The organism is Streptomyces sp. WM6372, from assembly GCF_001279655.1.
Lineage (GTDB): Bacteria > Actinomycetota > Actinomycetes > Streptomycetales > Streptomycetaceae > Streptomyces.
Map to the genome: position 1 here is coordinate 1 of NZ_LGDB01000235.1, position 24,315 is coordinate 24,315.

General features: G+C 73.3%; 19 protein-coding genes. 13 read left to right on the forward strand and 6 right to left on the reverse strand.

Annotation, left to right across the window (positions count from 1 at the left end):
- From ADK52_RS42730 to ADK52_RS34960, 6 genes are all read left to right on the forward strand, one after another.
- Positions 1-440: hypothetical protein (locus ADK52_RS42730; protein WP_199828597.1), on the forward strand; the 440-nt coding region annotated here is incomplete at its 5' end.
- Between the two features lie 100 nt (positions 441-540).
- Positions 541-1,698, forward strand: a complete 1,158-nt coding sequence (locus tag ADK52_RS34940; protein WP_234344381.1) for an agmatine deiminase family protein — start codon at positions 541-543, stop codon at positions 1,696-1,698.
- 161 nt (positions 1,699-1,859) lie between these two features.
- Positions 1,860-2,225 (forward strand): hypothetical protein, encoded by a 366-nt coding sequence (locus ADK52_RS34945; protein ID WP_053693880.1) that lies wholly within the window; start codon positions 1,860-1,862, stop codon positions 2,223-2,225.
- Positions 2,226-2,320: 95 nt separating this feature from the next.
- Positions 2,321-3,274, forward strand: coding sequence for an oxygenase MpaB family protein (locus tag ADK52_RS34950; protein ID WP_078988830.1), 954 nt, complete (start codon positions 2,321-2,323; stop codon positions 3,272-3,274).
- A 33-nt stretch (positions 3,275-3,307) separates the two neighbouring features.
- Positions 3,308-5,410, forward strand: a complete 2,103-nt coding sequence (locus ADK52_RS34955) for a serine/threonine-protein kinase (RefSeq protein WP_053693881.1) — start codon at positions 3,308-3,310, stop codon at positions 5,408-5,410.
- Complete coding sequence (locus tag ADK52_RS34960) at positions 5,407-6,975, forward strand: phytoene desaturase family protein (protein WP_053693882.1); 1,569 nt, start codon at positions 5,407-5,409, stop codon at positions 6,973-6,975. The genes ADK52_RS34955 and ADK52_RS34960 overlap by 4 nt, the downstream gene beginning before the upstream one ends.
- 6 nt (positions 6,976-6,981) lie before the next feature.
- Here ADK52_RS34960 and ADK52_RS34965 read toward each other — a convergent pair whose 3' ends face one another.
- Positions 6,982-7,443, reverse strand: coding sequence for a nitroreductase family deazaflavin-dependent oxidoreductase (locus ADK52_RS34965; protein ID WP_078988831.1), 462 nt, complete (start codon positions 7,441-7,443; stop codon positions 6,982-6,984).
- A gap of 140 nt (positions 7,444-7,583) precedes the next feature.
- On the opposite strand from ADK52_RS34965, the gene ADK52_RS34970 reads away from it, so the two are divergent.
- Entirely contained in the window at positions 7,584-7,970 is a 387-nt protein-coding gene (locus tag ADK52_RS34970; protein ID WP_053693883.1) for a VOC family protein, read from the forward strand.
- Positions 7,971-8,004: 34 nt separating this feature from the next.
- Here ADK52_RS34970 and ADK52_RS34975 read toward each other — a convergent pair whose 3' ends face one another.
- The gene (locus ADK52_RS34975) at positions 8,005-9,837 is read right to left on the reverse strand and encodes a serine hydrolase (protein ID WP_420714994.1); all 1,833 of its coding nucleotides are present in this window, start codon (positions 9,835-9,837) and stop codon (positions 8,005-8,007) included.
- Between the two features lie 142 nt (positions 9,838-9,979).
- On the opposite strand from ADK52_RS34975, the gene ADK52_RS34980 reads away from it, so the two are divergent.
- The 3 genes from ADK52_RS34980 to ADK52_RS34990 all read left to right on the forward strand — a co-directional run bounded on the left by ADK52_RS34980 (position 9,980) and on the right by ADK52_RS34990 (position 13,963).
- Positions 9,980-11,086: an NAD(P)H-dependent flavin oxidoreductase gene (locus tag ADK52_RS34980; protein WP_053693903.1), complete on the forward strand. Its 1,107-nt coding sequence runs from the start codon at positions 9,980-9,982 to the stop codon at positions 11,084-11,086.
- A gap of 14 nt (positions 11,087-11,100) precedes the next feature.
- Positions 11,101-12,654, forward strand: coding sequence for an acyl-CoA synthetase (locus tag ADK52_RS34985; protein ID WP_053693885.1), 1,554 nt, complete (start codon positions 11,101-11,103; stop codon positions 12,652-12,654).
- A gap of 121 nt (positions 12,655-12,775) precedes the next feature.
- On the forward strand, positions 12,776-13,963 hold the full coding sequence (locus ADK52_RS34990) for a calcium:proton antiporter (RefSeq protein ID WP_053693886.1): 1,188 nt from the start codon (positions 12,776-12,778) through the stop codon (positions 13,961-13,963).
- A 51-nt stretch (positions 13,964-14,014) separates the two neighbouring features.
- Here ADK52_RS34990 and ADK52_RS34995 read toward each other — a convergent pair whose 3' ends face one another.
- Positions 14,015-16,483: a penicillin acylase family protein gene (locus ADK52_RS34995; protein ID WP_053693887.1), complete on the reverse strand. Its 2,469-nt coding sequence runs from the start codon at positions 16,481-16,483 to the stop codon at positions 14,015-14,017.
- A gap of 167 nt (positions 16,484-16,650) precedes the next feature.
- On the opposite strand from ADK52_RS34995, the gene ADK52_RS35000 reads away from it, so the two are divergent.
- Positions 16,651-18,174: a fatty acyl-CoA synthetase gene (locus ADK52_RS35000; RefSeq protein ID WP_053693888.1), complete on the forward strand. Its 1,524-nt coding sequence runs from the start codon at positions 16,651-16,653 to the stop codon at positions 18,172-18,174.
- 69 nt (positions 18,175-18,243) lie between these two features.
- Here the strand turns inward: ADK52_RS35000 and ADK52_RS35005 are convergent, their stop codons facing one another.
- Together ADK52_RS35005 and paaK are read right to left on the reverse strand one after the other, a co-directional pair.
- Positions 18,244-19,065: a YhjD/YihY/BrkB family envelope integrity protein gene (locus ADK52_RS35005; protein WP_053693889.1), complete on the reverse strand. Its 822-nt coding sequence runs from the start codon at positions 19,063-19,065 to the stop codon at positions 18,244-18,246.
- Between the two features lie 131 nt (positions 19,066-19,196).
- Entirely contained in the window at positions 19,197-20,498 is a 1,302-nt protein-coding gene (gene paaK, locus ADK52_RS35010; protein WP_053693890.1) for a phenylacetate--CoA ligase PaaK, read from the reverse strand.
- Positions 20,499-20,628: 130 nt separating this feature from the next.
- On the opposite strand from paaK, the gene ADK52_RS35015 reads away from it, so the two are divergent.
- On the forward strand, positions 20,629-21,492 hold the full coding sequence (locus tag ADK52_RS35015) for an alpha/beta fold hydrolase (RefSeq protein ID WP_053693891.1): 864 nt from the start codon (positions 20,629-20,631) through the stop codon (positions 21,490-21,492).
- 154 nt (positions 21,493-21,646) lie between these two features.
- On the opposite strand, the gene ADK52_RS35020 is transcribed toward ADK52_RS35015, so the two are convergent.
- The gene (locus tag ADK52_RS35020) at positions 21,647-23,278 is read right to left on the reverse strand and encodes an acyl-CoA synthetase (RefSeq protein ID WP_053693892.1); all 1,632 of its coding nucleotides are present in this window, start codon (positions 23,276-23,278) and stop codon (positions 21,647-21,649) included.
- Between the two features lie 187 nt (positions 23,279-23,465).
- Here ADK52_RS35020 and ADK52_RS35025 point away from each other — a divergent pair, with 187 nt between their 5' ends.
- Positions 23,466-24,266: a crotonase/enoyl-CoA hydratase family protein gene (locus tag ADK52_RS35025; protein ID WP_053693893.1), complete on the forward strand. Its 801-nt coding sequence runs from the start codon at positions 23,466-23,468 to the stop codon at positions 24,264-24,266.
- Positions 24,267-24,315: the final 49 nt, after the last annotated feature.

A 24,315-nucleotide genomic window follows, 5' to 3' on the forward strand; every position in this document is an offset into this window, starting at 1 on the left:
CCTCCACCCCTGCCGCCACCACCACCCCCACCGCGACCCCGTCCGCTCCGCCCGCCGCGGCCGCCGGGTACACCGCCGTCCACACCGGCACCGAACTCACCTCCCCCGACCAGAGCTACGAGTTCGACGTCAAGGCGGGCCGGGTCGTACCGCAGGAGACCGTCTCCTGGTACGTAGGCCGGAGCGCCACCGAGTTCTACGTGCCCGAGAGCAGCGACGCGTACGTCATGCAGGGCGGCAGCCAGGGGCTCGCCGACTGCCTCAAGGGCGTCGAGAGCCAGCCCGTCACGGCGCTGCCCTTCGCCACGCTGCGCGCCGGCCGGGCCTTCTGCGTACGCGCCCAGGACGGCCGCGACGTCGGGATCGTGACCGTGCTCACGGCGAGCCCCGGCGACGGCCCGGTGAAGGTCTCCGTGGACTACTACCGCCGCAACGGATGACCCGGCGCACGACCGAATGACCACCGACGGATGACCCGCTCGGCGGATTGACTGAATATTCAGTCAGTGTCACAGTGGAACCATGACCTCCCCTTCTCCCATGTCCCGTCGTACCGCTCTGCGCGCCTTCGCCGGTATCGGCGGTGCGCTCGCCCTCGGAGCCGGCGCTTGCGCTCCGGCCGATTCCGGCGACGCCGGGACCGATGCCTCGCCGACCCCCGGCAAGAGCACGATCACGGCCGCCGGGCGCAGGTTCCCCGCCGAATGGGAGAGCCACGCGCGGACGTTCATGTCCTGGCCCGCGCTGGACCGGGTCTGGTACGAGCAGCTGCCGGCGGTACGGGAGGACATCGCGCGGGTGGCCCGCGCGGTCGCCGCGTACGAACCCGTCGTGATGCTCGCCCGGCCCGACCAGCAGGCGGCCGCGCAGAAGGCCTGCGGCTCGGAGGTCGAGGTGATCCCGGTCGCGGTGGACGACCTCTGGGCCCGGGACACCGTGCCGGTGTTCGTCGAGGAGCCCGGCAAGCTGCTCGGCGTCGACTTCAACTTCAGCGGGTGGGGCAACAAGCAGGAACACCGCAACGACGCCCAGGTCGGCCGGGTGTTGCTCGCCAAGTACGGGATCGAGCGCGTGCAGGCCCCGCTCGTCGCCGAGGGCGGCTCCTTCGAGACTGACGGCCAGGGCACCCTGCTCGTCACCGAGAGCTCGGTGGTCAACAAGAACCGCAATCCCGGCAAGAGCCGCGACCAGATCGAGGCCGAGCTCAAGAGCACCCTCGGCATCAAGAAGGTGATCTGGCTCGCCGGAGTGCGCGGCCAGGACATCACGGACGCGCACGTGGACAGCCTGGTCCGGTTCACCGCCCCGGGCGTCGTCCTCCTGGACCAGGCGTTCCCCGGCGGCCCGCCCGACGTGTGGTCGCGCGCGGCCGATCAGGCGAGGACGGTGTTCAAGGACGCGACCGACGCCCGCGGCAAGCGGCTGGAGGTCGTCGACCTGCCCCAGCCCGACCTCGACAGGATCACCGGCCGCGGCGACGCGTTCGTGTCCACGTACGCGAACTTCTACGTGGCCAACGGGGCCGTCTTCATGCCCGGGTTCGGGGACGCCAAGGCCGACGACCGGGCCAAGGGGATCCTCCAGGAGCACTTCCCCCAGCGGGAGATCGTGCCCGTGAAGATCGACACCATCGCCTCCGGCGGTGGCGGCATCCACTGCTCGACGCACGACCAGCCGGGCAAGCCCGCGGCCGAGTAGACGCCCCCAAGGGGCGCGCGGGGTGGTGTGGCGCGGGCCGGGCGCGCTTCCGCACGCCGGGGTCCGGCCCCCTGACACGCCGGTCGGCGGCGGCAAGAATCGGTCGCCCGCAGGCAGTTTTCGGCCTGTGCCGCACCATCCCTGAGGGGGGAATCACGCACGTGAAGTCCATCCACACACGTCGGCTCCGGCGCTGGGGCCGCATGGCGACGGTCGGCGCGGCCGGCGCCGTACTGGCCCTGACCGCCGCCACCCCGGCCGGGGCCGCCACCTCTCCCAAGACCACCAGCCTGACACCCGCCTACAACAGCCCCTTCGCTCCGCAGGCCCTCGTCGGCGGCATCTTCGGCGGCTGGCCGGTGACCATGCGCTGCTGGCGCGACGGGGCGTGGGCCAACGGCACCAACCGCTGGTTCTTCGTCGAAGGGGGCGGATACAACCCGTTCACGGGCCGCCCGGCCTACGTCCGCGGCTTCGTGTCGGCCAACAAGATCACCAACCAGATCAGGGTCGACCGCTGCCCCTGACCCCGCACGCACCCCTGCTCCGGCCCGCCGCGCCTCGGTAGGCTGGAGCAGAGGGGCGATCCGGGAGCCGTACGGGAGTCACGGGAGGTACGGGAATGGCCGCGACCCGAGGCAGCGCATCCGCACCGACCCCGCCCGAGCCGGAGCCCGGGGCCGGGCCCCCGCCCGACCGGCGGCCCGACCCCGGGCTCTACGGGCCCGCCTCCGTCACCTGGCAGTGCCACGGCGACCCGATCATGTGGATCGCCGGGGTCCGCGCCCTCTACCTCCAGGCCCTGCACCCCCGCGCGGTCCGCGGGGTGGTGGAGAACAGCGACTTCCGCTCCGACGCCTGGGGCCGGCTGCTGCGCACCGCCGACTTCGTCGGCACCGTCACCTACGGCACCACCGAGGCCGCCGAGCGCGCCGGCGCCCGCGTCCGCCGGATCCACCGGGCGCTGTCCGCGACCGACCCCGCCACCGGGGAGCGGTTCCCCGTCGACGACCCCGAACTGCTGCTCTGGGTGCACTGCGCGCAGATCGACAGCTTCCTGCACGTCCTGCGCCGCTCCGGGGTCCCCCTCAGCGCCGCCCAGGCCGACCGCTACGTCGACGAGAACCGGGTCGGCGCCCGCCTCGTCGGACTCGACCCGGCGCACGTCCCGGCCGACACGGCGGCCCTCGCCGCGTATTTCGAGAAGGTCCGCCCCGAGCTCGCCGCCGGATCCGACGCCCGCGCCGTGATCGCCTTCCTGCGGAGCCCGCCCACCCCCGCCCTCCTGGTCCCTGGCCGAAACCTGCTGTGGCGCCCGATCGCGGAACTGGCCTACGGTTCCCTCCCCGGCTACGCGCACCGGCTGTACGGGCGCGCGGCGCCACCGGCGCCCGTCATCACCCGTCGCCTGCGCCTCACCGGTACCCTGCTGCGCAGCATTCCCGCAGGTCTGCGCTGGCAGCTGCCTCCAGGTCACATCTTGAAAGCGATGCGCCGCATGGGCCCCGGGAGCCGCCCCTCGGCGTACACACTGCGTACACCAGCGGCCATACTGGACCGGCCGGGGAGGGCATAGGACGGAGTACGACAACGGGGGCGGCTTTAAGACATGGCGGAGTCCAGACTGATCCAGGGCCGTTACCGGTCACTCGATCTGATCGGGCGCGGCGGCATGGGCGAGGTGTGGCGCGCCCGGGACGAGTCGCTGGGCCGGCAGGTCGCCGTCAAATGCCTCAAGCCGCTCGGGCCCGAGCAGGACAACCACTTCACCCAGGTCCTGCGCGAACGCTTCCGGCGAGAGGCCCGCGTCGCCGCCTCCCTCCAGCACCGCGGGGTCACCGTCGTCCACGACTTCGGCGACGACAGCGCCGCGGGCGGCCCCCTCTACCTCGTCATGGAACTCCTCGACGGCCGCAACCTCAGCCAGCTCCTGGACGACAACGAGACGCGCCCGCTCCCCGTGGACGTGGTCGTCGACACCGCCGAACAGCTCGCCGCCGCCCTCGGCTACACCCATGACCAGGGCGTCGTCCACCGCGACCTGAAACCGGCCAACATCATGCGGCTCACCGACGGCACGGTGAAGATCTGCGACTTCGGCATCGCCCGCCTCGCCCACGACATCGGCTTCACCGCCAAACTCACCGGCGGCGCCATGGCCATGGGCACCCCGCACTACATGTCGCCCGAGCAGATCGCGGGCGGCGAGGTCGACCACCGCAGCGACCTCTACTCCCTCGGCTGCGTCCTGTACGAGATCGCCACCGGCGCCCCGCCCTTCGACCTCGGCGACTCCTGGTCGGTGCTGGTCGGCCACCGCGACAACGCGCCCGTGCCGCTGCGCCGACACCGCCCCGAGCTGCCCGAGTACTTCGAGCAGGTGGTCCTGGACCTGCTCGCCAAGCGCCCCGAGGACCGCCCCGGCGACGCCCGCCACCTCCACCGGCGGCTCGTCGAGGGCCGGCTCGGCCCCGCCGGCCCGCCCGGTGCCGGGGCTCCCCTGCCCGCATGGGCCGAGGGGATGACCGCCGGCCGCAAGGCGGGCCCGGGCACCCGCCCCGCGAGCGGCGCCTGGGCCGTGCTCACCGGCTCCTGGACCGCCGGGCGCCCCAGCGGCGCACACCGGATCCTGCGCCCCGCCGCGGCCGAGGACCCGCGGCTCACCGCGCCGTACGGGGTCCCGTACGTGCGCCCGGCCGCGTCCGGCTCCGACGGCTCGGGCCTCGACGGCACGGGCCTCGACGGGGCCGGACCCGACGCGCTCGCGGCCGGCCACACCCGGGCGTTCGCCCTCAGCCGCGCGGGCCGGTCCGAAGAGGCCCTGGCCGTGTACGAGGCCGTCGTCGAGGGGCGTACCCAGGTGCTCGGCGCCGACCACCCCGACACCCTCGCGGCGCGCCAGGAAGTGGCGTACGAACGGGGCCGGCTCGGACACCACCGCGAGGCCCACGACATCTACCGCGCGGTGCTCGTCGCCCGGGAGCGCACGATGGGCCCGCTCCATCCCGACACGCTGCGCTGCCGCCACAACCTCGCCTGCGAACTCGGGGCGCTGGGCCGGTTCGCCGACGCCCACCGCACCGCCGCGGAGGTCGCCGCCGACCGGGCGGCCGTGCTGGGCGCCGAGCACGCGGACACGCTGCTCACCCGGTACGAGGTCGCGTACGCGCTGGGCCGCCTGGACCGCTGGCAGGAGGCCCTCGAAGGATTCCGCCACGTCGCCGCCGTACGGGAACGGGTGCTCGGCCGGGACCATCCGGACACCCTCGCCGCCCGCTACGAGGCGGGCATCGCGCTCGGTCGCACCGGGCAGGCCGCCCAGGCCCTGGACCTGTTCCGGGGCCTGGTCCGCGACCGCACCCGCGCGTACGGGGCCTCCGACCCGGAGACGCTGCGCGCCCGGCACGTCCTCGGCGTCAACCTGGGCCGGCTGGAGCGCTGGGAGGAGGCGGTGGCCGAAGCCCGGCAGGTGGCCGCGGCCCGGGCCAAGGCGCTCGGCGCCGAACACCCCGACACCCTCGTCAGCCGGCGCGAACTCGCCGTCGGGCTGGGCCGGCTGGGCCGCTGGGACGAGGCCCTGCCCGTCTACCGGGAGCTCTCCGGCATCCGCGAGCGCTCCCTCGGCGACGACCATCCGGACACGGTGGCGGCCCACGCCGACGAGGCGCACTGTCTGGAGCGGCTCGGCCAGGTGTGTTACCAAGAGCCATGACGAGCTTCGGGCACGATGTATACGACGACGTGATCGTGGGCGGCGGGCACAACGGACTGGTGGCCGCCGCGTACCTGGCCCGGGCGGGCCGTTCGGTGCTGGTCCTGGAGCGGCTCGGGAACACCGGCGGCGCCGCGATCTCCACCCGCCCCTTCGTCGGGGTCGACGCCCGGCTCTCGCGCTACTCGTACCTCGTCTCCCTGCTCCCGGCGAAGATCGTGCGCGACCTGGGGCTGGAGTTCGCCGTGCGCAAGCGGACGGTGTCCTCGTACACGCCCGTCGAGCGCGACGGGCGGCCCGGCGGGCTCCTCGTCGGCGGCGGAGAGTCCCGCACCCGGGAGTCGTTCGCGCGGCTGACCGGCTCGGAGCGGGAGTACGAGAGCTGGCGGGCCTTCTACGGGCGGACCGGGCGGCTCGCGGAGAAGGTGTTCCCGACGCTGACCGAGCCGCTGCCCACGCGGGCGGAGCTGCGGGCCCGGATCGACGACGAGGCGGCCTGGCGGATGCTGTTCGAGGAGCCCCTCGGGCGGGCCGTCGAGGAGCACTTCGCCGACGACCTGGTGCGGGGCGTCGTGCTCACCGACGCCCTGATCGGTACGTTCGCCGACGCGCACGACGCCTCGCTCGTACAGAACCGCTGCTTCCTGTACCACGTCATCGGCGGCGGCACGGGGGACTGGGACGTTCCGGTCGGCGGCATGGGCGCGCTCACCGACGCGCTGGCGGCAGCGGCCCGGGCGGCCGGGGCTGAGATCGCGACCGGGCACGAGGTGCTCCGGATCGAGACGGACGGGCGGGCGCCGGCCGAGGTGACCTTCCGTACGGCGACGGGCGAGGGACGGGTCGTCGCACGGACGGTGCTGGTCAACGCCTCGCCGCAGGCCTTGGGCGAACTCCTGGGCGAGGCGGAGCCGGCGCCCCCGGTCGAGGGCGCGCAGCTCAAGGTCAACATGCTGCTGCGGCGGCTGCCGCGGCTGCGGGACACCTCGGTGGATCCGCGCGAGGCCTTCGGCGGCACGTTCCACATCGCCGAGGGGTACGCGGAACTGGCGCGGGCCTACGCCGAGGCGGCGACCGGCGAACTGCCGTCCGTACCGCCCTCGGAGATCTACTGCCACTCGCTGACGGACCCCTCGATCCTCGGACCGGAGCTCGTGGCGCAGGGCTACCAGACGCTGACCCTGTTCGGCCTGCACACCCCGGCCCGGCTGTTCGGACGCGACAACCAGGGCGCGCGCGAGGTACTGCTGGCCGGCACGCTCGCGCAGCTGGACGCGCACCTGGCCGAGCCGATCACCGACTGCCTGGCCTTCGACGCGGACGGGAGGCCGTGCATCGAGGCGAAGACCCCGCTGGACCTGGAGCGCGAACTGCGGCTGCCCGGCGGGCACATCTTCCACCGGGACCTGTCGTGGCCGTACGGGGACGATCGGTCCGGGGCGGGCCGGTGGGGCGTGGGGACCCCGTACGCCAACGTCCTGCTGTGCGGCGCGGGCGCCGTGCGCGGAGGGGGCGTCAGCGGGGTCCCCGGCCACAATGCGGCGATGGCCGTCCTGGGGCACTGACCGCCGTTACGCGGCGGGTCCGGCGGGCTCGATGACGACGACCGGGATCTCGCGGTCGGTCTTGACCTGGTACTCGTCGTACGCGGGCCAGTGCTTGACCATCACGGGCCAGTACGCGGCGCGCTCCTCGGGGGTCGCCGTGCGGGCCGTGCCCTGGAGGACCTTCGGGCCGACCTGGATGCGGACCTCGGGGTGGGCCGTCAGGTTCTTGTACCAGAGCGGGTGCTCGTCGTCCCCGCCCTTGGAGGCGACGAGGAGGTAGCGGCCGTCGGCCTCGCCGTAGATGAGCCCGGTGCGCACGGGCTGGCCGGAGACCCGGCCCACGGTGGTGAGCAGCAGGGTCTGGGTGCCGTTCCAGTCGTGGCCCTCGGCGCCGTTCGTCGCGACGTACTGCTTGACGTGGTCGAGCTGCCAGGTGCCCTGCTTGGGGTCCTTCGGGTGGTCCCAGTCGATGTCGGTGGTCGCCATGTGCCTGTACCTGCCTTCGCTGTTGAGCTGCCTGAGGGGGTTGAAGACTCAACGAAACCCAACGACTGCCAACAGCGTCGGGCACGGTTTTATGCCTCCTCGGCCTAGGTCGGCGGCATGGGGCGCTCTAGGATCGGGCCATGATCGCCGAACTTCAGTGCGTGGTGCTGGACTGTCCCGATCCGCTGCGGCTTGCCGAGTTCTACCGGGAGGTGCTGGGCGGGGCCGTCAACCGGCCGGATCCGCGCTGGACGGTCGACGGGCACTGGGCGACGCTGCACACCCCGTCGGGTCAGGTGCTCGCCTTCCAGCGGGTGACGGACCACCAGCCGCCGCGCTGGCCGGACCCCGCCCACCCCCAGCAGTTCCACCTGGACTTCGCGGTCCCGGACCTGGACCGGGCGCAGGAGCAGGTGCTGGCCTGCGGTGCGAAGCTGCTGGACGCCCGCACCGGCGCCGTGCCCGACGACTGGCGCGTCTACGCGGACCCGGCGGGCCACCCCTTCTGCCTGGTCCGCGCGGCCTGACGCGGCGGCTGCCCTCGCCGTACCCCCCGGTGGGTCAGTCCGCCGAACGGGTCCAGCCTTCGGCCCGGATGCGGGACGCGTCGGCCGGGCGGTCCTCCGCGAAGAGGAGCCGGGCCGGTTCCGCCACCCGTACGACGTCCACGTACACCCCCCGGCCGACGTAGCGGCCGGTCGCGGTGTGCCGGAAGCGCAGGTGGACCGGGCGGCCGGCCCAGGCGGTGAGGGGGGCCTCCAGGCGGTGCCAGATGCGGCCGGACCAGCCGCCGGCGCTGCCCTGCGGCCACTGCTCGGGCGTGCCGCCCGTCGACCGCAGCGTGCTGAACGCCAGCGGCTCCCAGGTCTGCCCGTCGGCCGAGGCCTCCACGTGGAAGGCGCCTTCGCCGGGCACGGTGTCCCACCACACGGCGCAGCGCAGCCGGGCCGCGGACGTGTCCGGGGTCAGCGGCGGCAGGGTGAGGGCGCCGGAGCCTCCCGTCTCCATGCCGGAGTACCAGGCCGGGCCGCCGTGCTTCGTACGGACCGGGACGGCGCGTGCGAAGCGGTTGCCGACCGCGACGCGCGGTGCGCTGCCGGCCCGCCAGGTGCGGACGGGGTGGACGGAGTTGCCGAGCAGGATGAGGAAGGAGTCGGTGGAGGGGTCCAGGACCAGGGAGGTGCCGGTGAATCCGGTGTGGCCGGCGGAGTGCGGGGTGGCCATGGCGCCCATGTACCAGTGCTGGTAGAGCTCGAAGCCGAGGCCGTGGTCGTCGCCGGGGAAGGCGGTGTTGAAGTCGGTGAAGAGCAGTTCTACGGAGGCGGGGCGCAGGATGCGCCTGCCCGCGTAGACGCCGCCGTCGAGGAGGGTGCGGGCGAGGACGGCCAGGTCGAAGGCGGTGCCGAAGACGCCGGCGTGGCCGGCGACGCCGCCGAGGGCGTACGCGTTCTCGTCGTGGACCTCGCCCCAGACCAGTCCGCGGTCCAGGCCGGACCAGGGGGGCCGCTGCACTTCGGTGGCGGCGATGACGCGGCGCCAGGAGAGCGGTGGGTTGTAACGCGTGCGGTGCATCCCGAGTGGAGCGGTGATCTCGTCGTGGAGCAGGAGATCCAAAGGGTGACCGGTGATCCGTTCCAGGAGCAGCTGTAGCGCGATCAGGTTGAGGTCCGAGTACCGGTACACCGTCCCCGGCGTGTCCTGCGGGCGCACGCCGCACAGCATCCTCAACTGCCCCGCGCGGGTCGGCTGCTGGTAGAAGGGGGCCCACGAGCGCAGCCCCGAGGTGTGCGTGAGCAACTGCCGTACCGTGATCAGCTCTTTGCCGCCGCCGGTGAACTCGGGCAGGTACCGGTCCACCGGAGCCTCCAGCTCCAACCGCCCGCGCTCCATCTGCTGCACGGCCAGGAGCGAGGTGAACAGCTTGGTCAGCGAGGCCAGATCGAAGACGGTGTCCTCGGCCATCGGGATGCGCTGCGCCGCCGGGAACTCCCGGACCCGGTCGGTGCGGCCGTCGTAGTCCGCGTACCGCACGGCCTCGCCCATCGCGCGGTGCAGGGCGATGGTGCGACCCCGGCCGGCGAGCACCACGGCCCCGGCGTAGTAGGGGTGCTCGGGGGAGGGGCCGAGGAACCGCCGGGCCTCGTCGGCCGCCGCCTCCAGGTGCCGCTCGACCAGTCCCGCCTGCCGTGCGGACCCGTACCGCAGGCGCAGTCCCTGCAGGGCCCGCCGCTCGGCCGGACCGCCCGCGGCCCCCGCGGCCCCGGGCAGCGCGGCGTGCAGGAGCAGCACCCCGCCCAGTGCCAGCAGCCGCCCCCCGAGCCGCCGCCGGCTCAGCACCGCCCCGGCAGGGTCTGTGCGGCGTGCTTCCCCGTCCCCCGTGCGCTCCTCCACCACCGGCCTCCTGTTCGCCGAACCGCCCTCCCGAAGTATCTGCCCGCGGGCGCGGCCGGCCCCGCACCGACCGGCCCGTAAAGAATCTGACGATCCATCAGAAAACCTCTTCCCTCGGCCGCCGAGCTGCGGCATGCTGCCGCCCATGGAGACGGAGCTGAGCAAGAAACTGGGAGTCGAGCACGCCATCTTCGGCTTCACGCCCTTCCCGGCGGTGGCCGCGGCCATCACCCGCGCGGGCGGCTTCGGCGTCCTCGGCGCCGTCCGCTACACCGCCCCCGAGGACCTCAAACGCGACCTCGACTGGATGCAGGAGCACACCGACGGCAAGCCGTACGGACTCGACGTCGTGATGCCAGCCAAGAAGGCCGTCGACGGCATCGGCGAGGCCGACATCGAGGCGATGATCCCGCAGGCCCACCGCGCCTTCGTCCGCGACACCCTCGCCAAGCACCACGTGCCCGAGCTCGCCGAGGGCGAGGCCTCCGGCTGGCGGATCACCGGATGGATGGAACAGGTCGCCCGCAACCAGCTCGACGTCGCCTTCGACTACCCCATCAAACTCCTGGCGAACGCCCTCGGTTCCCCGCCCGCCGACGTCATCGCGCGCGCCCACGACCACGGTGTCCTCGTCGCCGCCCTCGCCGGCAGCGCCAAGCACGCCCGCCGCCACGCCGAAGCCGGCATCGACATCGTCGTCGCCCAGGGCTACGAGGCCGGCGGCCACACCGGCGACATCGCCACGATGGTCCTGGTCCCCGAGATCGCCGAGGCCGTCGCCCCGCTCCCCGTCCTCGCCGCGGGCGGCATCGGCAGCGGCGAGCAGATCGCCGCCGGCCTGGCCCTCGGCGCCCAGGGCGCCTGGCTCGGCTCCCTCTGGCTCACCACCACCGAGGCCGACCTGCACTCCCGCGCCCTCACCGAGAAGCTGCTGGCCGCCGGCTCCGGCGACACCGTCCGCTCCCGCGCCCTCACCGGCAAGCCCGCCCGCCAGCTCCGTACCGAGTGGACCGACGCCTGGGACGACCCGGCCGGCCCCGGCGCTCTCCCGATGCCGCTCCAGGGCCTGCTCGTCGCCGAGGCCGTCTCCCGGATCCAGAAGTACGAGGTCCGGCCGCTGCTCGGCACCCCCGTCGGCCAGATCGTCGGCCGGATGAACTCCGAACGCAGCGTCCAGGCCGTCTTCGACGACCTCACCGGCGGCTTCGAGCGCGCCATCGACCGCATCAACCGCATCGCCGGCCGGCCCTGAGAGGTGTGACCAGCATGAGTGAGCAGCTCCCCAACGGATTCTGGGCCCAGGCGGCCGCGGACCCCGAGCGCACGGTACTGATCACCCCCGAGGGCGAGGAGTGGAGCGCCGGCCGGCTGCACGCCGACGTCAACCGCCTGGTCCACGGACTGCGCGCCGCCGGAATGGAGGAGGGGGACGTCTTCGCCGTCGTCCTCCCCAACGGCGTCGAGTTCCTCACCGCCTACCTGGCCGCCTCCCAGGCCGGCTTCTACCTGGTCCCGGTCAACCACCACCTCGTCGGCCCCGAGATCGCCTGGATCGTCTCCGACTCCGGAGCCAAGGTCCTCATCGCCCACGAGCGCTTCGCCGAAGCCGCCACCGCCGCGGCCGACGAGGCGGGCCTCCCCGAGAGCCACCGCTACGCCGTCGGAGCGGTCGCCGGCTTCCACCCGTACGACCGGCTCCTGGGCGGACAGCCCGCCACGCCGCCCGGGGGACGCACCCTCGGATGGGTCATGAACTACACCTCCGGCACCACCGGGCGCCCGCGGGGCATCCGCCGCCCGCTGCCCGGCAAGCTCCCGGAGGAGACGTACCTCGGAGGCTTCCTCGCCATCTTCGGCATCCGGCCCTTCGACGGCAACGTCCACCTGGTCTGCTCGCCGCTCTACCACACCGCCGTCCTCCAATTCGCGGGCGCCGCCCTGCACATCGGGCACCCGCTGGTGCTGATGGACCGCTGGACCCCGCAGGAGATGCTGCGGCTCATCGACGGCCACGCCTGCACGCACACCCACATGGTCCCGACCCAGTTCCACCGGCTCCTCGCCCTCCCGCAGGAGACGAAGGACGCGTACGACGTCTCCTCGATGCGGCACGCGATCCACGGGGCCGCGCCCTGTCCGGACCACGTCAAGCGGGCGATGATCGACTGGTGGGGCACCTGCGTGGAGGAGTACTACGCGGCCAGCGAGGGCGGCGGTGCGTTCGCCACCGCCGAGGACTGGCTGAAGAAGCCGGGAACGGTCGGCAAGGCCTGGCCGATCAGCGAGCTCGCCGTCTTCGACGACGACGGCAACCGGCTGCCCCCCGGCGAACTCGGCACCGTCTACCTGAAGATGAACACGGGCGGCTTCAGCTACCACAAGGACGAGGGCAAGACGAAGAAGAACCGCATCGGCGACTTCTTCACGGTGGGCGACCTCGGGCTGATCGACGAGGACGGGTACCTCTTCCTCCGCGACCGCAAGATCGACATGATCATCTCGGGCGGGGTGAACATCTACCCGGCGGAGATCGAGTCGGCCCTGCTCACCCACCCGGCGGTCGCGGACGCCGCCGCCTTCGGGATCCCGCACGCCGACTGGGGCGAGGAGGTCAAGGCGGTCGTCGAACCGGCCGAGGGCTTCGTCGCCGGGGACGCCCTCGCCGCGGAGATCCTGCACCACTGCGAGCGTCGGCTCGCCGGCTTCAAACGGCCGAAGTCGGTCGACTTCATCGAGACGATGCCCCGAGACCCGAACGGCAAGCTGTACAAGCGGCGGCTGCGCGATCCGTACTGGGAGGGCCGCGAGCGCGCGATGTGAGCACCGGGGCGTGGCGGAACGGCATCCGCCACGCCCGACATTTCGTGAGAAGTGCCACGTCAGAGCCCCGGACGCGTCCCTTGCGCCGCACTCGGGGGACACTTCTGGCAAGTTGGCTGATATGAGTACGGCACCCCGCAGATTCCCCCTGACCGACTGGACCGTGGTGGTCCCCGTGGTGGCGCTCCTCGCGCTCGTCTTCAGCTGGGGACGCGATCTGCCCGGATACGCCGTGGCCCTGGTCGCCCTCTGCCTCGGGGGTGCGGTGCTGGCGGCCGTGCACCACGCCGAAGTCGTCGCACACCGGGTGGGCGAGCCGTTCGGCTCGCTCGTCCTGGCCGTCGCCGTCACCGTCATCGAAGTGGCCCTCATCGTCACCCTGATGGCCGACGGCGGCGACAAGACCGCCTCCCTCGCCCGGGACACCGTCTTCGCCGCCGTCATGATCACCTGCAACGGCATCGTCGGCCTGTCCCTGCTCGTCGGCGCCCTGCGCAACCGGGTCGCCGTCTTCAACGCCGAGGGGTCGGGGGCCGCCCTGGCCACCGTGGCGACCCTGGCCACCCTCAGCCTGGTCCTGCCGACGTTCACCACCAGCAAGCCGGGGCCGGAGTTCTCCACCGCCCAGCTGGCGTTCGCAGCCGTCGCCTCGCTCGCCCTGTACGGGCTGTTCATCGCCGTCCAGACGGTCCGCCACCGGGACTACTTCCTGCCCGTGGCCACCGGGGCCGGTACGGGGAAAACAGCCGGGACCGCGGCCGCGGCCCCCGGCGGCGGCGATGCGGACAGGGACGGGGACGGGGGCGGCGACGGGGGCGGCGACAGCGACGGCGAGCACGCCGCCCCGCCCACCTCCCGCGCCGCCCTGGTCAGCCTCGGGCTGCTGCTGGTCGCGCTCATCGCCGTGGTCGGCGACGCCAAGGCCGTCTCGCCCACCATCGAGGCGGGCGTCGCCAGCGCGGGCCTCCCCAACGCCGTCGTCGGTGTGATCATCGCCCTGCTCGTACTGGCGCCGGAAACCCTCGCCGCCGTCCGCGCCGCCCGCCGCGACCGCGTCCAGACCAGCCTCAACCTGGCCTACGGCTCGGCCATCGCGAGCATCGGCCTCACCATCCCCGCCATCGCCCTCGCCACCATCTGGCTGTCGGGCCCGCTGCTGCTGGGCCTCGGGCCGATCCACATGGTGCTGCTCGCCCTCACCGTCGTGGTCAGCGCCCTCACCATCGCGCCCGGCCGGGCCACGCTGCTCCAGGGCGGCGTGCACCTCGTCCTGCTGGCCGCGTACCTGTTCCTCGCCGTCAGCCCCTGAGCCCACCAGGGCGGGGCCGGAACGATCCGGCCCCGCCCGGTGAGGCGCGGGTCAGCGGCGCTCGCGCGGCCAGACCACCTTCAGCTGCGGCGAGGTGAGGATGTCCCGCTCACAGAAACGGGAGGTCACCCACCGCTCCTGGGAGAACAGCCGGGTCTGGTCGGCGTAGTGCGGCGAGCCCGGGTCCGACGACTGGCCGTACGTCAGCAGCGTGCGCGCCACCACCGGGCACCGGCCGCCGTCCCAGCCGACCGCCTGGATGTGGCTGGAGCCGTGCACGACCTCCGGGTAGCCGCCGGCCGCCGCGTTCCACGGCGCCTCGATCTTGTTCCACACGCCCAGCGCCTCGGTGCCGCCCGGCACCGGCAGCTTCTGCCCGCCGCGCACCACGAACTGGTGCTCGCCGAGCGGCGCGTCCAGCGCGATGCCGGCCGCCCGCAGCTCCGCGACCGCGTCCGCGAGCGCCCTTGCGATCCCGGGCGCCGCCTGGTTGAGCGTACGGGGCGTGCGGACGGGGTCGGCCGCCGAGAACGGCACCAGCCACAGGTCCTTGGCCGGCGTGCTCGCGGTCAGCTTGCGCCAGAACCGGTCGAAGAGCAGCGCGCCGCGGCTGCCGGTGTCGGCCCGGTGGTCCCAGCCCGCCAGCACCGGACAGGCCGCCGAGACGTCCACCGGCCGGCCGTCGCTCGCGGTGGCCGAGCCACCGGGCAGGACGGCGCAGGCCTTCGCCGCGTCGGCCGCGGCCAGGTCCCCGGCCGGCACCCGGTTCGCGAACTGCTGCTTCTGCAGGTCCGCCACGGTCAGCCCGCCCTTGGCGGCCATCGCGGCGACGTCCTCCACCCCGCCCCGGGTCCGCAGCGAGCGCGGGGTGCCGAGGCTGCCCCAGATCCGCTCGTAGCCGGTCACCGGCGTCTCGGCGTTGGCCAGCCAGGCGCTGTCGTTGGAGTTCTCGGCGTACGGGGCGTCGCGCAGCGTCGGCGCCTTCCCCGGCCCGAACACCCCCGGCTGCACCGCGTCCGGGTCCGAGCCGAGCGCGCAGTCGCCGCGCGCACCGTCGAGGACCGCGAGCCCGGACGCCGGGTACGTGGCCCTGCCGAGCGGGGTGGAGCAGCGGGCGGCGAGCTCGTCGGTGATCCGGGGGAGCACCTGGGACTGGGTGAACAGCGTGCCGCCGGCCGAGTCCGCGGCGACCGTGTTGACCCAGGGCAGGCCCTGCGTGCGCCGGAGCGCGTCCTGGATCCCGGCGACGGAGCGGGCCTTGCCGATGGCGAGGGCGGTGTCGGAGCCGCGCAGGTTGGCCGCGTTCGGGTCGTTCAGCGCGTACGCCGTGCCGGCCGTCCAGGGCAGCGGCAGGCCCGCGCCCAGGCCGGTGACCACGGGCCCGTAGCGGGTCCACCACTGGGTGCGGCTGACCGGGGCGCCGCCCGACACCTGCACGGTCACCTGGCGCCGCGTCATCTTCTCCGGCTCGCCGTCGACCAGGTAGGCGGTCGGGTCGGCCGGGTCCAGGGTGAGCTGGTGCAGGTTGACGGGGGTGCCGGTGGCCACGGTGTGGCTCCAGGCCACCTTCTCGTTGAAGCCGATGTTCACGACGGGAGTGCCCAGCAGGGAGCCGCCGGAGACGTTCAGCTCGCCGGGTATGGTCTGCTGCGACTGCCAGAACCGGCGGCCGCCCTGCCAGGGGTAGTGCGGGTTCCCGAGCAGCAGGCCGCTGCCGTTCGCGGTGGTGGAGCCGCTGAAGGCCACCGCGTTGGAACCCATGTCGTAGCGGCCGGTGTCGAAGAAGGCCCGCGCGGCCTCGGCGGCGGCCGCGGGGTCGGCGGCCGAGCCGGTCATCGGGCCGGCGCTCCGTCCGGCCGCGGCGGGGGCCGCCCGGCCCGGCGGCTGCGCCGCGGCGATGTCGTCGACGGCGCGCCCCTGGCCGCCGATCACCGAGACGGCGAAGGCGCGGGCGGCCACGTCGACGGCGGTGACCGGACGTACCCAGGCGGCGCCCTTGCAGGCCGGGTCGGTGATCTTGTTCTGGGCCAGCCAGGCGTTGTACCCGGCGGCCCAGCCGCGCATCAGCTCCTTGAGGTCCCGGGTGGGACCGGCCGGGGCGGGCGCGGCGAGGAGCTTCTCGACGGTCCCGGACTCCCGGACCCCCTTGAAGTACAGGTCGCTGGTGAGGTTCTTGCTCGCGGAGGACAGCGAGCCGTCGGTCGCCGTGTCGGCGCCGAACCAGCGCGAACGCTCGCCGGCCACGGTCACGAACCCGTCGGCGAGCACACAGGCCTGGTCGGCGGCCTGGGCCCAGCCGTTGCCGAAGCCGAGGTGCGCGTAGTCCCGGGCCAGGATGTGCGGGATGCCGTTCTCGGTGTACCGGATGACGGCGGACAGGCCGCCGCCGGAGGGCGCGCGGTCGGCGCCGGCCGTCGCGGTGGTCGCGGCCGAGGCCTGCGGGGCCGCCGCAGTGGCGGCGAGCAGGGCGGCGCCGACGAGCGCGGCGCGCCGGAGCAGCGGGCGGGTGCGGAGATGCAACGTGCCTCCCAAGTAGCCTGCGGATGGGCGGGGTTGCCCGCGGTGCAGGCGGTGCTTGTGTGCCCCCACACTCATGCAGGCGACCTGATGCTCTGTCAACATCCCGTTTGGTATCCCGGTGGCCCGGGTCATTGACCTTGGGTGTGCGCGCAGACGAGGATCACGCCATGACGGCAGCGCGGGCGGTGCGGCAGAACACGGTCGACGGGCTGGTGCGCGACAGCGCGCTGCGGGTCCCCGGCCGGCAGGCGGTCCGCTACCGCGAACGGACGTGGACGTACGCGGAGCTCGACGCCGCCGTTTCCACCGGCGCCGCCGTCCTGCGGGAGCGGTACGGACTGGCCGACGGCGACCGGGTCGCGACGTTCGCCCACAACTCCGACGCCTACCTGCTGGCCTTCCTCGCCTGCGCCCGCGCCGGGCTCACGCACGTCCCGGTCAACCAGAACCTGACCGGCGAGGACCTCGCGTACATCCTGGACGACTGCACGAGCGCGCTGGTCCTCGCCGATCCGGACCTGGCCGCGCGGATCCCCGAGGGCCATGCCGTACGGCCGCTGCGCGACGCGCCCGGCTCGTTCCTGGGGGAGCTCGCCGATCCGCTGCCGTTCGCAGCGGACCGCGACCCGTACGCCGTGGTGCAGCTGCTCTACACCTCGGGGACCACCTCGCTGCCCAAGGGCGCGATGATGACGCACAAGGCGCTGGTCCACGAGTACGAGAGCGCGATCGAGGCGCTGGACCTGGCCGAGGCGGACCGGCCGGTGCACTCGCTGCCGCTCTACCACTCGGCGCAGATGCACGTCTTCCTGCTGCCCTACCTGGCGGTGGGCGCGCAGAACACGATCCTGGACGCGCCGGTCGCCGAGGAGGTCTTCGCCCTGGTGGAGGCGGGACGGGCGGACAGCCTGTTCGCGCCGCCCACGGTGTGGATCGGGCTGGCGGGCCACCCGGACTTCGGGCGCCGCGACCTGGGCGCGCTGCGCAAGGCGTACTACGGGGCCTCGATCATGCCGGTGCCCGTGCTGGAGCGGCTGCGGGCACGGCTGCCCGGGCTCGGTTTCTACAACTGCTTCGGGCAGAGCGAGATCGGCCCGCTGGCCACCGTCCTGGGACCGGACGAGCACGAGGGGCGGATGGACTCCTGCGGGCGGCCGGTCCGCCACGTCGAGGCGAAGGTCGTCGACAAGGACGGCGCGGACGTGCCGGACGGCACGGCGGGTGAGGTGGTGTACCGCTCGCCCCAGCTCTGCCTGGGGTACTGGAACGACCCGGAGGCGACGAAGAAGGCGTTCCGGGACGGCTGGTTCCGCTCCGGAGACCTCGCGGTACGGGACGCGGAGGGGTACTTCACGGTCGTCGACCGGGTGAAGGACGTCATCAACTCGGGCGGCGTGCTGGTGGCCTCGCGGCAGGTCGAGGACGCGCTCTACACCCACCCGGGGGTGGCCGAGGCGGCGGTCGTGGGCCTGCCCGACGAGCGGTGGATCGAGGCGGTCACGGCGGTCGTGGTGCCGCGCGGGGAGGTGACGGAGGCGGAGCTGCTGGCGTACGCGAGGGAGAAGCTGGCCCACTTCAAGGCCCCGAAGCGGGTGCTGTTCGTGGACGCCCTCCCGCGCAACGCGAGCGGCAAGATCCTCAAGCGCGAACTCCGCGACCGCTTCGGGCAGGAGGACCGGCAGGGACGGTAGCCCGGCATGGCCCGGTAGGACCGGCCGGGGCCGGTAGGACCGGTAGCCCGGGTAGGACCGGCCGGGGCCTCAGTCCGCCGGCAGGCCGGTGTCCCGGAGGCGGCGGAGGGTGAGGCGTTCGTGGGCCAGGCGACCGACCAGGGCGCCTCCGTAGACCACGAAACCGACGCCGACCAGCCAGGACTGGACGACCAGCAGCGTGCCGAAGGGGCCGTAGGTGACGGCGTTGGAGGCGATCAGCGGGGAGAACACCAGCTGGGAGAAGACCCGCAGGCCGAGCAGGCCCAGACTGGTCGCCACCGCCCCCGGCAGCAGGGCCCGCCAGCGGACCCGGCCGCCGAGCAGCAGCCGCTGGGAGCCCCAGAAGAAGAGGATGGTGCCGAGCAGGTCGCCGGTGGTGCCGAGGATCGTGCCGACGGTGTCGTTCGACGGGGCGGGGATCTCGACGAGCAGCCCGAGGTAGCAGACCAGCAGGGCCAGCCAGACGACGTGCCGCCACATGGTGTGCCAGCGGGCGGTGGGCAGGTCCCAGACCTTCTCGTACCCGGTCTGCACGGCCGAGCCGAAGGTCAGGCCGAACACGGCGAGGGCCGCGAGCCCGAACGCGGTGGTCCGCTCCAGCGCCAGGTCCGCGGCGCCGAACAGCATCTCGACCCGGGACCGCGAGGACTCGGTGACCCCGAGGGCCTGGCCGAGCCAGCGGCCGAAGCCGGAGCCGCTGCCGGGGGCGGCGGCCGCGACGACCACCAGCAGCGGTACCAGGGTCAGGAAGCCCAGGGCGGCGAAGCCCATGGCCCGGTGCATGAGCTCCATCTCCCGCCCCCGGCTCCACGCCAGCCCGGCCGGGGAGGCCTGGAGCCGGTCGTGGAGCTGGCGGAAGATCGAGGTCACGCCTCATGGACTACCCGGACGGACCCGCCGGCTCTCGGAGGCTCCCCGGAAGTGGGCCCGAAGGGGTGGTTTCGGGGCCCGGCCGAGGTCGCGCCGGATCCCGTCCCCCTCCCCGGGCGCTCCCCGGTCGGCTACCGCGGCTCGCGGAGGTCCATCAGGCGCTTGATCTTGCCCACGGAGCGCTCCAGGGTCTCCGGGTCGACCACCTCGACGGCCACCGAGACCCCGATGCCGTCCTTGACCGCGCGGACCACGGAGGCGGCCGCGGACTGCCGCTGAGCGGAATCCGCCTCCCGGCGCGCCTCCACCCGTACGGTCAGGGCGTCCATCCGGCCCTCCCGGGTCAGCCGCAGCTGGAAGTGCGGGGCCAGACCGGGGGTACGGAGCAGGATCTCCTCGATCTGCGTCGGGTAGAGGTTGACCCCGCGCAGGATGATCATGTCGTCGCTGCGGCCGGTCACCTTCTCCATCCGCCGGAACGCCGGCCGGGCCGTACCGGGCAGCAGCCGGGTCAGGTCCCGGGTCCGGTAGCGGATGATCGGCATGGCCTCCTTGGTGAGCGAGGTGAACACCAGCTCCCCGGACGCGCCCTCCGGCAGCACCTCACCGGTGAACGGGTCCACGACCTCCGGATAGAAGTGGTCCTCCCAGATGTGCAGGCCGTCCTTGGTCTCGACGCACTCCTGCGCCACGCCCGGGCCCATCACCTCGGACAGGCCGTAGATGTCCACCGCGTCGATGTCGAGCCGCTGCTCGATCTCGCGGCGCATCTCCTCCGTCCACGGCTCCGCGCCGAATATCCCCGTACGGAGCGAGGTGCTGCGCGGATCGATGCCCTGGCGCTCCATCTCGTCCAGCAGCGTGAGCATGTACGAGGGGGTCACCATGATGACCTCCGGCCGGAAGTCCTGGATCAGCCGGACCTGCCGGTCGGTCATCCCGCCGGACGCGGGGACGACCGTACAGCCGAGGCGCTCCGCGCCGTAGTGCGCGCCGAGGCCGCCGGTGAACAGGCCGTACCCGTACGCGATGTGCACCAGCTGGCCCGGTCTGCCGCCCGCCGCACGGATGGACCGGGCCACCACGTCCGCCCAGGTGGAGAGGTCGTTGTCGGTGTACCCGACGACGGTGGGGCGGCCGGTGGTGCCGCTGGAGGCGTGGATGCGGCGCACCTCGGAGCGCGGCACGGCGAACATGCCGAAGGGGTACTGCTCGCGCAGGTCGGCCTTGGTGGTGAAGGGGAAGAGGGCGAGATCGGAGAGGGAACGGCAGTCGTCGGGGTGCACACCGGCCTTGTCGAAGGCCTGCCGGTAGTGCGGCACGTGCTCGTAGGCATGGCTCAAGGTGGCGCGCAGCCGCCGCAGCTGGAGCGCGGCCAGCTCGTCGCTGCTCAGCCGCTCGCCGTCGTCGTGGACATCCGCATGCGCCGTCATGCCGTCACCTCATCGTGGACCGTGAACCGGAGCTTTGATTCGAGTCAACCGACCGATCATTCGGTAGATTGCCCCAGCCCGGCGGTGAAATCAATGACTCGAACGAGTGATCGCATGATGGGATGGGCCCATGCCGATCTTCACCACCTATGACGGAACCGAACTCGCCTACCACGTCCGGGGCGAGGGCGAGCCGCTCGTCTGCCTCCCCGGCGGCGCCATGCGGGCCTCCTCCTACCTGGGCGACCTCGGCGGGCTGGCCGCCGGACGCCGGCTGGTCCTCCTCGACCTGCGGGGCACGGGTGGCTCGGCGGTCCCGGCCGACGCGTCCACGTACCGGGTCGACCACCAGGTCGCCGACGTCGAGGCGCTCCGGATCCACCTCGGCCTGGAGCGCATGGACGTACTGACCCACTCGGCCGGCGGCAACCTCGCGCTGCTGTACGCGGCCGCGCACCCCGACCGGCTGCGCCGCCTGGCCCTGATCACCCCGACCTGCTGGGCCGTGGGCCTCGACTCCACCCCGGAGCAGCGCCGGGAGGTGATCCGCAAGCGGGCGGGCGGCGAGCCGTACGACACGGCCATCGCCGCGTACGAGCAGATACTCGGGATCCTGGCGGCCGGCGGCGCCCCCACCCCGGCGGACTGGCGCCGGGTGATGCCCCTCGCCTACGGGCGCTGGGACGAGGAGGCGCGCGCCCACGTCGAGGCGAGCGACCGGGAGAAGAACGCGGTGGCGTCCGCCGCCTTCGCGGGCCCCGGCGCCTTCGACCCGCCCGCCACCCGGGCCGCCCTGCGGCGCGTGGCGGGCGAGGTGCTGGTCCTGGCCGGGGAGCTCGACAACAACCCGACGGCCGCCCTCGCCGCCGAACTCGCGGGGCTCTTCCCGCAGGGCGTCGCCGACGTCCAGCCGGGCGGCGCGCACTTCCCGTGGCTGGACGACCCGAAGTGGTTCGCGGCGCGCGTGGAGGGCTTCCTGGCCACCGGAGCCTGAGCGGCGCGCACACCCGGTCTCCGGCCGCCGCTGCGGCCGCGCGCACCCGGCCTGGGGCCGCGACTGCCGGCCGCGCGGACCACGCGCCGGTGGGCGGGGCCCGAAGGGCCCCGCCCACCGCCCGCTGCGACCCGGCCCACTGAAGCCCCGCGGGTCAGCGCGCCGCGTCCGCCTCCGCCGCCACCGACTTCGCCCAGCGGTAGTCCGCCTTGCCGCTCGGCGAGCGCTGGATGGCCGGCGCCACCACCAGCTGGCGCGGGATCTTGTACCCCGCCAGCCTGGTCCGGCAGTGCCGCTGTATCTCGTCCAGGCTCGGCTCGGGCGCGCCCGTCCGCAGCTGCACCACGGCCGCCACGTGACTGCCCCACTTCGCGTCCGGCACCCCGGCGACGAGGGCGTCGTACACGTCCGGATGGGACTTCAGCGCCTGCTCGACCTCCTCCGGATAGACCTTCTCGCCGCCCGTGTTGATGCACTGCGAGCCGCGCCCGAGGACCGTGACGATGCCCTCCTCGTCCACCGTCGCCATGTCCCCGAGCAGCACCCACCGCTCGGAGCCCTTCCGGAAGAAGGTCTCGGCGGTCTTCGCCGCGTCGTTGTAGTAGCCGAGCGGGACGTGGCCGCGCTGCGCGAGCCGCCCCGGTACGCCCACCGGCACCGGCTCGTGCGTCACCGGGTCGACCACCTGCGTACGGTCGTTGACCACGAGCCGGAAGCCCTTCTCGGGGCCGGAGTCGTCGGCCGCCCTGCCGTTCGACCCGGACTCGGAGGACCCGAAGTTGTTCAGCAGCATGACGTTCGGCACCAGCCGCTGGAACTCGGCCCGTACCGTCTCCGACATGATCGCCCCGGAGGAGGAGACGCTGAACAGCGAGGACAGGTCGGTCCCCTGGAGCGGGCCCTTCAGGGCGTCGATGAGCGGCCGGAGCATCGCGTCGCCCACCAGCGAGACGCTCGACACCCGCTCCTTCTCGATCGTACGGAGCACCTCCTCCGGCGCGTACTTGCGGTGGATGACCACCCGCTGGCCGTAGTTGAAGGCGATGAACGAGGTCAGCGTCGAGGTGCCGTGCATCAGCGGGGGAGCCGGGAAGAAGGTCAGCCCGGCGCCCTTCGACGCGACCCGCTCGGCGAGCTCCTCGGGCCGCTTCACCGGCTCGCCCGAGGGTTCGCCGCCGAAGAGCCCCGCGAAGAACAGGTCCTCCGCGCGCCACATGACGCCCTTGGGCATGCCGGTGGTGCCGCCCGTGTAGATGATGAACAGGTCGTCGGGGGAGCGGGGCGCGAAGCCGCGCGCGGGCGAGCCGGCCGCCTCCGCGTCCGCGTACGCGACCGGCGCGATCGACGGCTCCGGGGCGCCCTCCGGGGCGGCCCCGACGCGGATCAGGTGGCGCAGCTTCGTCGTCTGCGGGAGGGCGGCGGCCACGCGCCCGGTGAACTCGCCCTCGAAGACGAGCGCGGCGAGGTCGGCGTCGTTGTAGAGGTAGACCAGCTCCTCCTCCACGTACCGGTAGTTGACGTTCACCGGTACGAGGCGGGCCTTGAGGCAGGCCAGGACGGTCTGGAGGTACTCGATGCCGTTGTAGAGGTGCAGGCCCAGGTGCTCGCCGGCCGTCAAGCCGCTGTCCAGCAGGTGGTGCGCGATGCGGTTGGCCGCGGTGTCCAGTTCCGCGTACGTGAGGCGGCGCTCGGCGCCGGTGCCGGGGTGGTCCACGTACACCAGGGCCTCGCGGTCCGGAACCACGTCGACGACCGACTCGAACAGGTCGGCAAGGTTGTACTCCACCGTTCCTCCTCACCCCCGAGGTTTCCCGTTGCCGGGCCGTGGCTGTCGCCCGCGGCGGTCATTAGAGCGCCGCTCAGCCCAAGTGGGAAGGGCGCGGCCGAAGAAAACTGACTGTGTGTCAGAAAACTATTGAACTGCACCCGGCCCTCCTGCAACCTGTTCTAGGTCTTGAGACGGGAGGACGGCAATGGGTGGGACGGAACACCTGAACGTGGAGCGCCACGGCGCCACGCTGGTGCTCACCATGAACCGGCCGGAGGCGAAGAACGCGCTTTCGCTGCCGCTGCTGGTGGGGCTGTACGACGGCTGGCTGGAGGCGGACGCCGACGACACGATCCGCTCGGTGGTCCTGACGGGCGCGGGCGGGGACTTCTGCGCCGGGATGGACCTCAAGGCGCTGGCCGGGAAGGGGATGGCGCGCGACCAGTACCGGGACCGGCTGGGGGCCGACCCCGACCTGCACTGGAAGGCGATGCTCCGCCACCACCGGCCGCGCAAGCCCGTGATCGCGGCGGTGGAGGGGTACTGCGTGGCCGGCGGGACCGAGATCTTGCAGGGCACGGACATCCGGGTGGCGGGCGCGGGCGCCACCTTCGGACTCTTCGAGGTGAAGCGGGGCCTGTTCCCGATCGGCGGCTCGACGGTACGCCTGCCCCGGCAGATCCCGCGCACGCACGCCCTGGAGATGCTGCTGACCGGCCGGCCGTACTCGGCGGAGGAGGCGGCCCGGATCGGGCTGGTCGGGCAGGTCGTCCCCGAGGGGACCGCCCTGGCCAAGGCCCTGGAGATCGCCGAGCAGGTCAACGCGTGCGGGCCGCTGGCCGTCGAGGCCGTGAAGGCCTCGGTCTACGAGACCGCCGAACTGACGGAGACGGAGGGCCTGGCCTCGGAACTGCTGCGGGGCTGGCCGGTCTTCGACACCGCGGACGCGAAGGAGGGGGCGCGGGCCTTCGCCGAGAAGCGGCCCGCCGTGTACCGGCGGGAGTGACCGCCGGCCGTCCGGAAGTGGCCAGGCCCCGTGCGTGATCCCCGCCCCA

Coding starts and splice junctions, on each gene's coding strand:
- ADK52_RS34940 (WP_234344381.1), top strand. CDS start 541: ATGTCCCGTCGTACCGCTCTGCGCGCCTTCGCCGGTATCGGCGGTGCG.
- ADK52_RS34950 (WP_078988830.1), top strand. CDS start 2,321: ATGGCCGCGACCCGAGGCAGCGCATCCGCACCGACCCCGCCCGAGCCG.
- ADK52_RS34955 (WP_053693881.1), top strand. CDS start 3,308: ATGGCGGAGTCCAGACTGATCCAGGGCCGTTACCGGTCACTCGATCTG.
- ADK52_RS34960 (WP_053693882.1), top strand. CDS start 5,407: ATGACGAGCTTCGGGCACGATGTATACGACGACGTGATCGTGGGCGGC.
- ADK52_RS34965 (WP_078988831.1), bottom strand. CDS start 7,443: ATGGCGACCACCGACATCGACTGGGACCACCCGAAGGACCCCAAGCAG.
- ADK52_RS34970 (WP_053693883.1), top strand. CDS start 7,584: ATGATCGCCGAACTTCAGTGCGTGGTGCTGGACTGTCCCGATCCGCTG.
- ADK52_RS34980 (WP_053693903.1), top strand. CDS start 9,980: ATGGAGACGGAGCTGAGCAAGAAACTGGGAGTCGAGCACGCCATCTTC.
- ADK52_RS34985 (WP_053693885.1), top strand. CDS start 11,101: ATGAGTGAGCAGCTCCCCAACGGATTCTGGGCCCAGGCGGCCGCGGAC.
- ADK52_RS34990 (WP_053693886.1), top strand. CDS start 12,776: ATGAGTACGGCACCCCGCAGATTCCCCCTGACCGACTGGACCGTGGTG.
- ADK52_RS35000 (WP_053693888.1), top strand. CDS start 16,651: ATGACGGCAGCGCGGGCGGTGCGGCAGAACACGGTCGACGGGCTGGTG.
- paaK (WP_053693890.1), bottom strand. CDS start 20,498: ATGACGGCGCATGCGGATGTCCACGACGACGGCGAGCGGCTGAGCAGC.
- ADK52_RS35015 (WP_053693891.1), top strand. CDS start 20,629: ATGCCGATCTTCACCACCTATGACGGAACCGAACTCGCCTACCACGTC.
- ADK52_RS35025 (WP_053693893.1), top strand. CDS start 23,466: ATGGGTGGGACGGAACACCTGAACGTGGAGCGCCACGGCGCCACGCTG.